Here is a 15955-nt window from a genome sequence, read left to right as displayed (position 1 = left end):
TCTAAAAAATGGAAATTAAAGACATTCACGGTTTATTTTTAAAATGCAATTCGGTTTCAATCGATACCCGAAAAATTGAAAACAATTCGATGTTTTTTGCAATCAAAGGCGAGCGTTTCGATGCCAACACTTTTGCAGAGGAAGCTTTGAAAAAAGGCGCTTCGTATGTCATAATTGATAACCAAGATTACTTCATTGACGAAAGAACAATTCTGGTTGAAGACACTTTGGAAGCGTTACAGAAACTTTCAAAATTCCACAGAGAATATTTAAAACTACCAATTATCGCTTTAACAGGAAGCAACGGAAAAACCACCACAAAAGAGTTAATCAACGTAGTTTTGTCTAAAAAATACATCACAAAAGCAACCGTAGGAAATTTAAACAATCACATCGGAGTTCCATTAACGTTGCTTTCTTTTGATTCTAAGACAGAAATCGGGATTGTGGAAATGGGAGCGAATCATCAAAAAGAAATTGAATTTTTGTGTAAAATCGCCCAGCCAGATTTTGGTTACATCACTAATTTTGGCAAAGCACATCTTGAAGGTTTTGGTGGTGTGGAAGGTGTAATCAAAGGAAAAAGCGAAATGTACCAATTTCTTTCAGAAAACAATAAATTCGTTTTTGTAAACCTGGATGATGCGATTCAAACGGAAAAAACCGAAAATAATCTAAGAATTACGTTTAGTCAAATTGACAAAAATGCTTCTGTTTTTATCAACTCAAGTACGGCAAATCCTTTCGTTGAAATTGATTATCACGGCGTAAAGGTGAAGTCAAATTTGATCGGATTGTACAATGCAAACAATATAAACGCTGCAATCACAATCGGGAAATATTTTAAAGTTTCTGATGAGGAAATCAAGGAAGCGATTGAAAGTTATGTTCCAGAAAATAACCGATCTCAAATGCTTGTTAAAAATTCAAATGAAATTATTTTGGATGCTTACAATGCAAATCCAAGCAGTATGGAAGTCGCGATTAAAAATTTCTTGCAATTAGACAAAGAAAATAAAGTAGCGATTTTAGGCGATATGTTTGAATTGGGAGAAGAAAGTCTTTCCGAACATAAAAATACAATTGCGTTGCTGGAAAAGGAAGCTGATGTGAAAACTTATTTTATTGGAAGCCATTTTTATGCCAATAAAACCGAAAGTGAATTTGTAAATTTCTTTGAAACTTTCGAAGCTTTTTCTGATTTTATAAAAGGAGAAAAACTAAAAAATAAAATGATTTTAATCAAAGGTTCTCGCGGAATGGCTTTAGAAAGAACATTAGAATTGCTTTAAAACAAAGTGATCTGATGATTTTTAAGAATACTATATTTTAAAAACTTCCGTTATACTTTTTATACTAAATAAATAACTTATTTTTGTCTGTGGCAAGAAAATTGCCTTAGATTTGAACAACTAAATTTCTTAACTATATTTATGATATTTTCAACCATTTTATTGCAAGCTGATACAATTGCAAAAGCTTCGACCGACACAATTATCGAAGGCGTAGCAACAACTGAAGAAATGAATCTCTTTAGTTTTTTGATGAAAGGTGGAGCGTTTTTGATTCCGATTATCATTCTTCTTTTTTATACCGTTTATTTGATTTTCGAAAGATATCTTACGATTAAAAAAGCAGTCAAAATGGATTCGCATTTAGTAAAAGATATTGCTGTTCAATTGAATTCTGGTAATATTAACGGAGCAGTTTCTTTGGCAGAAAGATCAAATACGGCTTACGGAAATATTTTGAGAGAAGGAATTTTGACTATCGGAAGACCAATTTCTGAAATTGAATCTAATATGGAAAGAGCGGCCAACATCGAAATTGGTGAAATGGAAAAAAGAATGGGGCATCTCGGTTTAATCGCTGGTATCGCGCCAACACTTGGTTTCGTTGGAACAATTGCCGGAGTTATCAAAATTTTCTACAGCATTTCACAAACCGAAGATATCAGTATCGGAAATATTTCTGGCGGTTTATATGAAAAAATGATCAGTAGTGGATCTGGGCTTGTGGTGGGAATTATCGCGTATGCAGCTTACCATTTATTCAACGGAATGATCGATAATTTCTCATTAAACGTTCAAAAACAGATTTTAGAATTCGTAACTATAATTCAAAGACCAAACGATGGGGCTAAAACGAAATAGAAAATTTCACGCGGAAGTTGCAACTTCTTCCTTAAGTGACATTATGTTCTTTTTGCTGTTGTTTTTCCTAATCATATCAACATTGGCAAACCCGAACGTAATCAAGATGACGTTGCCAAAAACGCAACAAAACGACAAAACGAATAAGCAACATATTACACTATCCGTTTCTGAAGACAAGAACTACTTTATTGACAAACAAAATGTTTCTTTTGAAGAATTAGAAGCGTCTTTATTAGCAAAAATGGGCGATGCTAAAGATCAAACTGTAATTGTAAGAATTCCTTATAATTTGCAAGTTCAAGACTTGGTAGATTTGCTTCAAATTGGTGTCAAGAACAATTTAAAGTTCGTGATTGCAACAGATAAAAAGTAAAAAAACTAATTAATAGTTGTAAAGAACACCTGTGATGAATTTCGCAGGTGTTTTTTTATTTTACGGACTGAGTAATTTTTACTGCAGTTTTATTTAAACGCATTTTTTGTTTAGAAACGATTTCAAAAGATTGACATTTCATATATTTATACCCAACGAAAATTATATCCCAATGGCACAACAATCTTCAATACAATGTCCGAGTTGCGGTACTTCAATTGATGTAAATGATATTTTAAAACATCAGATTGAAGATGCACTGCGCAAAGAATTTCAGCAAAAATTAAACGCACAAACAGCCGAATGGGAATCGAAAAATGATGCGCTTGAAAAAGCCAGAGAAGATTTTGAAGCCAAAAAGAAAAAGGAAAATGAGTTGTTCCAAGATCGATTGGAAAAGGCAAAGGAAGAATATGAAGCTAAAGCCAAAAAAGAAAAACAGCAGTTTCAGGAGCGTTTGGAATTAGAAAAAAAAGAGTCAGAAAAAAATTTCGTTTCCAGTTTGAAATTAAAATTGGAGGAAGAAAACAAAGACCGAATTTCTTTGATGGAAAAAGAACTTTCTGAAAAATCAGAGAAACTTCGAGAATTGAATAAGATGCAAGGCGAGATTTCGAAATTGCAACGCGAAAAGTTGGAAATGAAGGATTTGATCGAAGCTCAGGCGCAACAACAATTAAACGAAACTTTGGTTTTAGAAAAAGAAAAAATTCGCAAGCAAGAAGAAGAAAAAAACGAGCTGAAAATAAAAGAATACCAAAAGCAGGCCGAAGATCAAAGAAAACTAATCGAAGAAATGAAGCGCAAGCAGGAGCAAGGTTCTATGCAATTGCAGGGAGAAGTTTTAGAATTAGCGATGGAAGAGTGGCTTGCCAATAATTTTCCGCTAGATACAATCGATGAAGTTAAAAAAGGCGCAAACGGAGCAGATTGCTTGCAAACAATTAATACTTTTGAATTGCAGAATTGCGGTACAATTTATTATGAAAGTAAGCGTACCAAGACGTTTCAACCACTTTGGATTGAAAAATTCAAGAATGACATTCGCGACAAAAAAGCAAATATTGGAGTTTTGGTTACCGAAGTTTTGCCCAGCGATATGCAACGAATGGGGATGAAAGACGGAATTTGGATCTGTACTTATGAGGAGTTTAAAGGCTTAAGTGCCGTACTACGCCAATCGTTAATTCAAGTTAGTCAAGCAGTTCAATCTCAAGAAAATAAAGGGGATAAGATGACGATGCTTTATGATTTTTTAACAAGTACAGAATTTCGCCTGCAAATCGAAGGAATTGTCGAAGGTTTTTCACAAATGCAAATTGATCTACTCAAAGAAAAAAATGCAATGAAAAAAATCTGGACGCAACGCGAAAAGCAAATTGACAAAGTAATCAATAATACAATCGGAATGTATGGTTCGATTCGTGGAATTGCCGGGAACGCAGTTCAAACTGTAAAGGCATTAGAAATTGATTTCGACAAATCGGAAATTGAAGAGATAGAATGATTTTAATCAACCCCAAAACCGATCGTTGATTTCAAATATCCGAGCATTTTTTTGAACTATTTTTTAATATCGTGAAAAGCGGACTAAAATTGTAATATTTTAGTCCGCTTTTTCTTATAATTAGCTACTCATCTTTATTCCAAGTTATGATGTAATTGTCTTTTTTTATGTTTTTCTTTAAATATTTTAGATTAAACTTGGTTTTAAATTACTGGTTATTAGTATTTTAAATAAGTGAGTAGTTGTGAGTATGATTTTTTTTGGTAAATATTGAAATTCATCTTTAGTTTGTGCAGTATTAACAATATAGTTTTTGAACGTCTTTGATATTTAAAACAACCCCAAGTCATATTGTAATAGTTTAATACCAAAAATCATTAAAATTCATTTATCGGAGCTTAATCAGATTACAGATATTTAAACATTCAAAATACACCTACACACATCTCTAATTTTTTAGAGTTTCTGATTTTTATATTTTTAATTATCCATAAATTTTTACACTTTTTGACTTTAATTTTTAAAGACATCGCATATGAAAAATAAATTACTTCCTTTATTATTCGTTTTAGGGGCTTACGGAGCTTATGGGCAGGTTGGGATTGGAACTCCCACGCCAAATCTTTCTTCTCAGTTAGAGATAGTTGCTTCAAATAGAGGTATTCTTATTCCAAGAGTAGCGCTGACCAGCAGTATTGATGCTACCACAATTACAAATGGAAATATCAACAGTTTGTTGGTTTTTAATACAGCAAATGTTGCTGATATTAGAATCGGTTATCACTACTGGTATCAAGATAAATGGGTCAGAATTGCTTCATCATCAGATATCCCAACCAATATAATGGTTTGGAACCCAGTGACAAATCAATTTACTTATATTGACGTGGCTGGAAACACTCAAGTCATCAATATTGAGCAGATCATTGATGACAATGAGACATTAACGTCTATTAGTCACGACCCGGTCGCTAATACCATCACTTACATCGACGAAAACGGAGCTTCAACTGTGATAAACATCGGTAATTTAATAGGTCCAGCAGGTCCAGCAGGAGCCAATGGAACATCAGTAACTTCAGGAACAGCAATCCCAACCGGCGGAAATAATGGCGATACCTACGTAAATACTACGACGGGCGACGTATACACAAACATTAACGGAACCTGGACGGTAACCGGAAACATCCAGGGTCCAGCAGGAACCAATGGAACTAACGGAACCAATGGAACCAACGGAACTAACGGAACATCAGTAACTTCAGGAACAGCAATCCCAACCGGCGGAAATAATGGCGACACCTACGTAAATACTACGACAGGCGACGTATACACAAACATCAACGGAACCTGGACAGTAACCGGAAACATCCAGGGTCCAGCAGGAACCAATGGAACAAACGGAACCAATGGAACCAACGGAACTAACGGAACATCAGTAACTTCAGGAACAGGAATCCCAACCGGCGGAAATAATGGCGATACCTACGTAAATACAACGACGGGCGACGTATACACAAACATCAACGGAACTTGGACGGTAACAGGAAACATACAGGGTCCAGCGGGGATGGTTGGAGCAACAGGTCCAGCAGGAAATGACGGTGCTGTTGGAGCGACAGGTCCACAAGGCCCGATAGGATTAACAGGAGCGGATGGAGCAACGGGTCCACAAGGCGTTGCGGGTCCAGTAGGTCCACAAGGTCCGATAGGATTGACAGGAGCAGACGGAGCGACAGGTCCACAAGGCGTTGCGGGTCCAGTAGGTCCACAAGGTCCGATAGGATTAACAGGAGCCGATGGGGCAACAGGTCCGATAGGATTGACTGGTCCAGCAGGAGCAGACGGAGCGACAGGTCCACAAGGTGTTGCAGGTCCAGTAGGTCCACAGGGACCGATAGGATTAACAGGAGCAGATGGAGCAACAGGTCCACAAGGTGTTGCGGGTCCGCAAGGTCCAGCAGGAAATGACGGCGCTGTTGGAGCAACGGGTCCACAAGGCGTTGCGGGTCCAGTAGGTCCACAAGGTCCGATAGGATTAACAGGAGCAGACGGAGCAACAGGTCCACAAGGTGTTGCGGGTCCGCAAGGTTCAGCAGGAAATGACGGCGCTGTTGGAGCAACGGGTCCACAAGGCGTTGCGGGTCCAGTAGGTCCACAAGGTCCGATAGGATTGACAGGAGCAGACGGAGTGGCAGGTCCACAAGGGGTTGCGGGTCCAGTAGGTCCACAAGGTCCGATAGGATTAACAGGAGCCGACGGAGCGACAGGTCCACAAGGCGTTGCGGGTCCAGTAGGTCCGCAAGGTCCAGCAGGAAATGACGGCGCTGTTGGAGCAACGGGTCCACAAGGCGTTGCGGGTCCAGTAGGTCCACAAGGTCCGATAGGATTAACAGGAGCAGATGGAGCAACAGGTCCACAAGGTGTTGCGGGTCCGCAAGGTCCGATAGGATTAACAGGAGCCGACGGAGCGACAGGTCCACAAGGCGTTGCGGGTCCAGTAGGTCCACAAGGTCCGATAGGATTAACAGGAGCAGATGGAGCAACGGGTCCACAAGGCGTTGCGGGTCCAGTAGGTCCACAAGGTCCGATAGGATTGACAGGAGCAGACGGAGCGACAGGTCCACAAGGCGTTGCGGGTCCAGTAGGTCCACAAGGTCCGATAGGATTAACAGGAGCCGATGGAGCAACAGGTCCACAGGGCCCGATAGGATTAACAGGAGCAGATGGAGCGACAGGTCCACAAGGCGTTGCAGGTCCAGTAGGCCCTCAAGGTCCGATCGGATTGACTGGTCCAGCAGGTGATCCAGCAACAAATATAAATACTACATTGGAACTTGCGGCGGGTCAGCTAGTATATGACAACGAACAGGGAAATAATCCTAACGTACCATTAATCTCTACAGATGTGACAAATGCAATTGTAGCAGGAACTGATGGAGCATTATTTGTAGATGCAAATGCACTGAAAGTAGAACCTTGGAATGTGCAAACTACTACCAATAAAGCTACCTTAAACAACGAGAACATTTACCAAATGGGTACAGTAGCAATTGGTAAAGATGCAGTGCAAACGGGTGCTGCTCTGGATGTCAGAGGCGCTGCTCATATAGGAGATAATCATACTGGTGTTGTGGGCGCTTATTCTGCCATACTAGGTGGAACTGGTAATGAGGCTAGTGGAAGTAATTCGATATCTGGGGGGAACAATAACAGAAGCACCGGAACATCATCTGTCGCATTAGGTGGCAATAACGTGGCTTCAGGCAACAGTTCATTTGCATTAGGGCTTTCAAACCAAACGGCTGCTACAGGCAGTTTCGCAACTGGATTTGGTAATATTACCTCAGCTCAATATGAAGTAGCAATAGGAAGATGGAATGCAATAACAACCGGTGGAAATAATGGGAGTTTTGTAGCTACAGATCCAGCATTTCAAATAGGGGCATCCACCTTGCCGTCTGCTAAATCAAATGCAATGACAGTACTGAAAAATGGTCATACAGCTATTGGCGTTGTTGGTGCAGAAGCGGCAGCAAAACCAACTGAATTATTAGATTTGGGCGGTGCAGCAACAACTGGAAACGGTGGTCTGAGAATCAGAAACATCAACACGCCAGCTTACGCAGGAGCAGCTACAGATAATATCGTAGTGGCAGATGCAACAGGTATATTAAAAACAGTTGCAGCATCTAGTTTAGCGTCAACAGAACCTTTCAATGTACAAACAACCTCAGATAAAGCAACCGCAAATAGCCAAAATATATATCAAGCTGGAAAGGTCGCAGTTGGTTTTACAAATACTGACGCAGTTACTACTAAACAGTTAGAAGTTAAAGGTGATTTTAAATCGCAAGTTATCGCTGGTAACATTTCTTATGGAACAGAAGTTAATTCTCCCCTTAATCCTGCATCAGGAATGCATTATTGGATGAATACTGCCAACGGAAATTATAGAACGGTTTCTGCGAACGCAGCTGCCGCTAGCATGGAAACGAGAGAGGGTACCACAACGAACAGTGTAGCAACGAACGATGTACAAGCGGCGTTGACTTCAGTAAATGGGACCAACTCATATTCTACTGTAAGAGCGGTTAATAATGGTAATTTCTTTATGGAAACGTATAACGTTTCCAATCAGTATGGGGCAACAGTTTCTCTGCAAAATGATGGGCTTCGTTTGGTTCATTCAACAACGGGTGGAACTCCTGCTACTTTCTTGAGTAACAACAACAGGACAGAAATATTAGTTCAAAAAGAGAATGGAATAGGGTTCGATATGCGTAATGCGACTGGTGTAGTGAAAGCTAACTATTGGTTTCCAGTAACTACAGGCACAGATGGCCAGGTAATGACACAAACTGCCACTGGTAGAATGATTTGGACAAACCCAACAAGCATAGTACAAGAGCCTTGGAATGTACAAGGTGGAACTACGGCAGCAACTGGGAATACACAAAATATTTACCAACAAGGAACCGTTGCAATTGGTACGACGACTATTCCATCATTTACCGTTGGGACAGCGCCAAACCAGCAGACGATAACTCCAAGATTTCATGTTGCGGGTGACATTTCAACAACGGGTAAAATTTGGACAACAAACAGCGTTTATGCAGATTACGTATTTGAGAAATATTTTCAAGGAAACTCTGATATAAATCCAGCTTATGAATTTAAATCGTTGAATTACGTAAAAGATTTTATCAAAACAAATCACCACTTGCCAGGAGTTGAATCAATCAACGAATTAAGCAAGGCAAATGAAGGATATACTTTTGATATGACAAAATTGACCATTCAAAGCTTAGAGAAAATTGAAGAACTTTACCTACATACTATCGAGCAGAAAGAAACGATTGATCAGCAAAAATCAGAAATTAATCAATTGAAAAAAACAGCAGAAGCTACAGCAGAACGTTTGGATCGATTAGAAAAAATGTTGTTAAAAGATCAAAAATAGTAAGAAGTGTACTGTGCACCACTGGTGTACAGTACACAATCTTAATCGATTATTTAAACCTAGACACAATACTGTTGTGCCAAATATACAAGAAGATGATTAATCTATTCCTTGACAATATCATACATGCCTTTTCTAAAAAAGGTGTCTATACACGGCGATTTTGCCTATCATTATTTTGGAGCTTTACTTTCATGTCCTTTGTAACAGTTACAGAAGCTCAAACTAGAACAATTTCTGGTACGATTTATAATGACACTGATGGATCAGTCAATATAAATGGTGTTGCGAGTACCATTAGCACTGGCACTAATCCATTATATGTAAACCTCATTAACCCATCTGGTAATATTGTTTATACGGCAACTGTTAATGCTTCAGGAATTTTTAACATTCCGACAGGATTTGCCGCGCAAGGTATCACTTATCAATTGCAATTGAGTAAATTAAGTGGTGTTGCTGGAGCAATTGTACCTCAGAGGGTATTGCCACCAGGTTGGGGTTATGTTGGAGAAAGTAAAACGGGTGTTACCCCATACGCTAGTGATGGCTTGGTAGATGGTTACATTGAATATACAATCGGCGCTTCCAATATTACGGATTTGCGCTTTGGTATAGGCTTGGCGCCAGCGCTGTCGAATACAACAAATTATAATCGGGTAAGTGGGATTTATCAGGTTCCATGTGGCTCAGCCGTCGCAAACTTAAATACCTTAACTGCTAGCAATACTCCATCAGGTAGTGCAATTACGTGGCATACGGGTTTAGTGGCAACTGCAGCAAATAGAGTAACACCTGTAACGAATATTGCAGGTACGCGAAATTTATATGCTTCGTTTAATAATGGGACTAATTATTCGCCAACAACATTAGTAAGTATTTTTGCATCGGTGTGCGTAGCAGATGATGATTATTCTGGCACATTGGTAATTCAAGGTATAGGTGCTACACTACCTTCAATCTATACTAATGATAACTACAATGCTGCAAGTGTTGAACTTACACCTTCTTCTGTCGATTTTTTATATGAATTATGGAGCACAAATATTGCTACGGTTGCAGATGATGGTAAATTAATTGTTTCAGCAACAGCTCCTGCTGGAACTTATACTTTCTACTATAAATTAGTAGATAATGATCCAGACGCTTATGGAAGCAATGTTAGTGACCTTGCAACTGTAACGATCGTAATATCCAAACCATTTTCATGTGATTCAAAACTTTACGTCTCAGTTAACGGTTCATCAGCAGGCACTACCCAGTTATCAGAATTGACTACTGCATCAGCCATTACTTTTGCGCCTAATGTTGGAGCAGCCTCCACACCAGCATACAATGCTACAGCTTTTAATCCCGTAGATAATTTTATGTATGCCATTAGTTTAGCTACAAATCAATTGCTTAGAATAGATGCCGATGGCAATGTTACCAATATTGGTGCTGTAACTAGTTTGCCTGTTGGTAGTTACCTGGCTGGCGAAATAGATGTTAATGGTAATTATTATGTAAAGCAAAGCGCTAATGGCTCTATCTTATACAAAATTAATATTATAACGAAAACAGCCACTATCATCAACCTTGTGAATGCAAGTAATGTAGCCTTTAGTTTTATTTCTTTTGATCTAGCTTATTATATTACAAATAATAAACTGTATACAGTAAATCCAACAAATGGCGATTTATTCTCAATTGATTTAAATACAGCAACTTTAGGCCGGGTTACTAATGTAGGCGGTGGAAATGGTAGTGCAGTAAACTATGGTGCCATGTTCGGTTCACCAACAGGAATTTATGGTTTAGGTAACAGCGGTTTAGGCTTATCTAAATTTGATGTCACAACAGGGGCACGAGCTACAATTTATTCAACAGCAACTTTGCAAGGTTTAGATGGTGTGCACTGTAGTACCGCTCCAATTGTTACCCCATTCTGTTTACAATTTGGCGATTTTACTGCAGCAGGAATTCCTACCCAAACTGGTGTGTCTAATCTAGTGGGTTTTGCCAATGGCTGGCCTAACAATGTACCGAATGGCTTTGTAGCAGTAGAATCAAAAAACAAAGGCTTTGTAATTACAAGAGTAAGTTCTGCCAGCGCTATTGCTGTACCAGAAGAGGGGATGTTAATATACGATGAGGCAGCGAATTGTATTAAACTTTACAATAGTTCGGTGTGGAACTGTTTACAAAGAAGCTGTAACTAATCACTTTATATCAAGATTATGAAAAAATTAATTATACTATCATCTGTCTTATTCCTCTTTACGCTGGTGGCTCAGGGACAAACCGTGTTCGAAGCTAAGGCGCCAACAGGAACAAGTAGTATATTAGATTTTGCAACGGGTACAGCTAAGGGTATTATTCTGCCCGCAGTGGAATCACTACCTATATCGCCAGCAAATGGTACCTTTCTAGTGGATAAAACAGATCAAAAAGTAAAGATGTATCAAAACGGAATTTGGGTAGAATTATCCGCTGGAGGAAACACATCGACAATAGTTCCTTACAGTGGCACTGTAGATAACGGAAAACAAACGATAATTGGTAGCAGAACTACCAGTGTCGATGGTGTACTGGTATTGGAATCTGCTAATAAGGCACTTGTGTTGCCTAAGGTCGCTTCACCTCATCTAAATGTCAAAAGTCCATATCCAGGAATGATATGCTATGATACAACAGCGAAAGCTTTGGCTGTTTTTGATGGCAATGCCTGGAATTACTGGAAATAAATTTACGAAAATTTAAGTGATGCCTTGCATCTAATAAATATAAAAAATAGAATTATGAAAATAATTAATCATGCGTTTACTTTAACTTTCTTCCTGATTTTAGGGCAAGAGATGTTGGCACAAACAACAAACATGGGCGAGGTAACCATATTGCCAAACACTGTCGTGTCAACATTATTTCCGTTTGATAATACAGAAACGGGAACTTTTGTTAACGATGGCGAGTTCTATTTATACTCTCACTTTAACAATGACGGGCTAGTTTCATTTACGCCAGGGTTAACATCAGGCTACACGCGTTTTCAAGGAGCAATTCCGCAAAAAATAGAAGGAACGGTTCCCAGTAATTTTTATGATGTTATTTTTAATAATCCAAGTACGCAACCGGCCTTTCAATTATTTGGAGAAATTCGTGTGGCAGGAACTTCTGATTTTTTCAACGGAATTGTTGATAATGACGATTTCGGCGGATTAATGGTGTACCAAAATGATGCTTCTCACGCAAACACTGATAATGAAAGCCACGTTGACGGCTATGTGCAAAAAAATGGAAACACAGAATTTCAATACCCAATTGGCGATGGCGGTTTCTACAGATTTGCGAGAATTCAGCCAACTTCACCAAATGCTTTAGCCGATAAATTTACCGGAAAGTATTTCCTAAAAAATTCAAATTTACTCTATCCGCATCAAAGTAGAATAGGAAATATTTCTATAATTGACGATACAGAATATTGGACAATTGACAGAACCACTGGGGAAACAGAAGTTATGCTGACCTTGTCTTGGGATCAAACAACGACCCCCAATTTTATTTGGGGCGATCTAAATCCTGCAAATCTTGATAACGAAATGGTCACCATCGCGCGCTGGGACGAAACCCAAAATCTTTGGGTAGATGAAGGCGGAATCGTGGAAATTGGTGCCAACGGAATTGGAACAGGAACGGTAACTTCCTTTCTTACAACATCTGGTTTTGGAGTTTTTACTTTAGCTAGAGTAAAACAAAGAGTGGAACCTGCCGGAAATCTTGTCATTTACAACGGAATCACGCCAAACGGAGACGGTCTTAACGACTATTTCTTAATTGACGGAATCAGAAATTATCCAAATAACAAAGTGTCAATCTACAACAGATGGGGCGTAAAAGTTTTTGAAACCACAAGTTATGACTCTGATGGAAATGTTTTTAACGGATATTCTCACGGAAGAACCACAATAAGTCCAGACGAAATGCTTCCAACCGGAACTTACTATTATGTTCTGACTTATGAAATGACCAACGCAGGCTCATCAAGAAACATCGAAAAAGCAGGATTTTTATACATCAATGACAACTAAAATTAAATCAATGAAATCAAAAATTACATTTATCATTTTGGCATTGTCTCTAGGAATTGCTTCTTTTGCCCAGCAAGATTCGCAATACACACAATATATGTACAATACCGTCAATATCAATCCAGCTTATGCGGGACAACGCGGAATGTTAAGCGCATTTGGCCTTCACAGAACGCAATGGGTGGGGCTTGACGGCGCGCCAACAACAAATTCATTTGCCGTGCATTCACCAATAAACGACACCAATGTTGGTTTAGGATTGTCTTTTATCAACGATAGAATTGGTCCGGCTGATGAAAATAGTATTTCGGTAGATTTTGCATACACTGTGCAAGCTTCAGAAAATTACAAGCTTTCTTTTGGATTAAAAGCAACCGCAAATCTTCTTAATGTGGATTATACAAAACTTAATATTTACAATCCAAACGATCCTTTATTCCAAAATAATATTGATAATAAATTTTCACCAAACATTGGTGCTGGTGTTTATTTCCATTCAGAAAATACGTATGTAGGGCTCTCAGTCCCAAATTTCTTGGAAACAAAACATTATGAAGACGACGGAAATTATTCAACTGCAAAAGAAAGGATGCATTATTATTTAATCGCAGGCCACGTTTTTGAATTAAATCCAAATTTGAAATTCAAACCTTCTGCGCTGGCTAAAATGGTGCAAGGTGCGCCATTGCAAGTTGACGTTTCTGCTAATTTTTTAATCAACGAAAAATTTACAGTTGGTGCTGCATACCGATGGAGCGCCGCAGTGAGCGGAATGGTGGGTTTTCAAATCACTGATGGCTTGTTTGTGGGATACGCATATGACGCAGAAACCACAAAATTGGCTAACTACAATTCTGGCTCGCACGAAATTTTCCTTCGTTTTGAATTGTTCAAAAATTATGACAGAATTATTTCGCCTCGATTTTTCTAAAAAGATATATTATGAAGATAAAAATACTCTCAATTATAGCAATTTCATTTTTTCTAAATTTTGCTAGTCATGCGCAAGACCAAAAACTTTCTAAAGCCGACAAGCTTTATGATAGATATGCCTATATCGATGCCATTAAAACTTACGAAAATATTGCAGAAAAAGGACATAAATCAGTTGACCTTTTTCAGAAATTGGGGAACGCTTATTATTTTAATTCCGAATTTGAAAAGGCAAATAAGTGGTATTCAGAATTGTTTGCTTTAGGGCAAGAATTAGAGCCAGAATATTATTATAGATATTCTCAAACATTAAAATCTGCGGGAGATTATCCAAAAGCGGATCAGATGTTAGCGCAATTTACGTCTAAGAATGTTGCAGATAAAAGAGCAAGCCTATATAAGGAAAACAGAAATTATCTGCAAGAAATTAAAAATAATTCAGGAAGATATTCAATTGAAAATGCTGGAATCAATTCAGAAGAACAAGATTATGGTAGTGCTTTTCATGATGGAAAATTAATTTTTGCTTCGTCAAGACCAAGCGGAGTTTCCAAAAAAATTGATAGATGGAACAATCAATCATTTACAAAATTATACGCATCTCAAGTAAATAATGACGGAACGCTTTCTACTCCAGAAGAATTTTCTTCAGAAATTGAAAGCAAATTTCACGAAGCAACTCCAGCTTTTACAAAAGATGGCAAAACGGTTTATTTTACCAGAAATAATTTTATCAACGGAAAAAGACAAAAAGATGCTGACAGAACTACGTTGTTGAAAATTTACCGAGCAACACTTGAAAATAAAAAATGGAAAGATATAATTGAGCTTCCATTTAATAGTAACGAGTACAGCGTTGCACATCCAACATTGAGCACAGATGATAAAATGCTGTATTTTGCGTCGAATATGCCAGGAACAATTGGCCAATCTGACATTTATAAAGTTTCCATTAATAACGATGGAACTTTTGGAAAGCCAGAAAATCTTGGAAATAAAATCAATACGGAAGGAAAGGAAACTTTTCCGTTTATTTCTGATGAAAACGAATTGTATTTTTCTTCAGATGGTCATCCAGGTTTAGGCGGACTTGATATTTTTAAGTCAAAAATTGATGGAACGAACTTTGGTGAGGCAAAAAATGTAGGCGAGCCAGTTAACGGAAATCAAGATGATTTTGCATTTATGATTGATACAAAAACACAAGTTGGATTTTTCTCTTCAAACAGATCTGGCGGAAATGGTTTTGATGATATTTATAAGTTCAAAGAGAATAAAAAACTTGAATGTGAACAGCTTTTGGCAGGAATAATTAGAGATTCAGAAACAGATAAGCCACTTTCAAATGCAAAAGTTACAGTATTTTCTAATGACTTTAAATTGCTTAAAGAAATAATTGCAGATGCCTCTGGCGAATATTGAAGCAGAATGTGGAAAAAAATACAGAATCAGAGCAGAAAAAATGGAATACAATACTTTAGAAAAAGCAATAGAAATTCCTGAAAATTCAGGAGAAACCCAGCTTGATTTTGACTTAGAATCTAAAATTAAGACAATTGGAAAAGATGGAGATATTGCAAAAGCTTTTGACATCAAAGAAATTTTATTTGATTTAGATAAATACAATATCAGAGCAGATGCTGCAATTGATATCGAAAAAATAATTGACGTGATGAAACAATATCCAGCCATGAAAGTAGATATTCGATCTCATACAGACAGTCGTGCAAGTCACGCATACAATGCAAAACTATCCGAAAATCGTGCAAAATCTACTATGGAATATATGATTTCTCAAGGAATTGAACGAAACAGATTAACGGCAAAAGGTTATGGCGAAACAAAATTGCTTAACAAATGCGCTGACGGAGTGCAGTGTTCTGAAGAAGAGCATCAAAAAAACAGAAGAAGCGAATTTATTATTTTGAATGTAAAATAAGAAGTTGCCGACCAGAC

At 38.1% G+C, this 15955-nt stretch carries 9 protein-coding genes and 1 pseudogene; all 10 read left to right on the top strand.

Annotation, left to right across the window (positions count from 1 at the left end):
* Positions 1–8: 8 nt before the first annotated feature.
* The gene (locus ACFPVY_RS07770) at positions 9–1292 is read left to right on the top strand and encodes a UDP-N-acetylmuramoyl-tripeptide--D-alanyl-D-alanine ligase (RefSeq protein ID WP_379791401.1); all 1284 of its coding nucleotides are present in this window, start codon (positions 9–11) and stop codon (positions 1290–1292) included.
* A 144-nt stretch (positions 1293–1436) separates the two neighbouring features.
* Positions 1437–2153 carry a MotA/TolQ/ExbB proton channel family protein gene (locus ACFPVY_RS07765; RefSeq protein ID WP_379791409.1) on the top strand — a complete coding sequence of 239 codons (717 nt, stop codon included), beginning with the start codon at positions 1437–1439 and terminating at the stop codon, positions 2151–2153.
* Positions 2134–2529, top strand: coding sequence for an ExbD/TolR family protein (locus ACFPVY_RS07760; RefSeq protein WP_379791399.1), 396 nt, complete (start codon positions 2134–2136; stop codon positions 2527–2529). Before ACFPVY_RS07765 ends, ACFPVY_RS07760 begins: the two co-directional genes overlap by 20 nt.
* Before the next feature lie 172 nt (positions 2530–2701).
* Entirely contained in the window at positions 2702–4036 is a 1335-nt protein-coding gene (locus tag ACFPVY_RS07755) for a DUF2130 domain-containing protein (RefSeq protein ID WP_379791398.1), read from the top strand.
* Between the two features lie 535 nt (positions 4037–4571).
* A complete protein-coding gene (locus ACFPVY_RS07750; protein WP_379791397.1) occupies positions 4572–8999 on the top strand; it encodes a hypothetical protein in 4428 nt (1475 codons plus the stop codon).
* Positions 9000–9094: 95 nt separating this feature from the next.
* On the top strand, positions 9095–11200 hold the full coding sequence (locus ACFPVY_RS07745; protein ID WP_379791395.1) for a DUF6923 family protein: 2106 nt from the start codon (positions 9095–9097) through the stop codon (positions 11198–11200).
* Between the two features lie 18 nt (positions 11201–11218).
* Complete coding sequence (locus tag ACFPVY_RS07740) at positions 11219–11725, top strand: hypothetical protein (protein ID WP_379791393.1); 507 nt, start codon at positions 11219–11221, stop codon at positions 11723–11725.
* 54 nt (positions 11726–11779) lie between these two features.
* The gene (locus tag ACFPVY_RS07735) at positions 11780–13066 is read left to right on the top strand and encodes a gliding motility-associated C-terminal domain-containing protein (RefSeq protein WP_379791391.1); all 1287 of its coding nucleotides are present in this window, start codon (positions 11780–11782) and stop codon (positions 13064–13066) included.
* Positions 13067–13076: 10 nt separating this feature from the next.
* Positions 13077–13997 (top strand): PorP/SprF family type IX secretion system membrane protein, encoded by a 921-nt coding sequence (locus ACFPVY_RS07730; protein WP_379791390.1) that lies wholly within the window; start codon positions 13077–13079, stop codon positions 13995–13997.
* Positions 13998–14008: 11 nt separating this feature from the next.
* A pseudogene (locus ACFPVY_RS07725) lies at positions 14009–15938 on the top strand (OmpA family protein).
* Positions 15939–15955: the final 17 nt, after the last annotated feature.

Origin of the sequence: Flavobacterium qiangtangense, from assembly GCF_042658345.1 — a bacterium.
In the GTDB taxonomy this organism is placed as follows: Bacteria; Bacteroidota; Bacteroidia; order Flavobacteriales; family Flavobacteriaceae; genus Flavobacterium; species Flavobacterium qiangtangense.
This window is presented reverse-complemented; position numbering and strand designations above follow the sequence as displayed.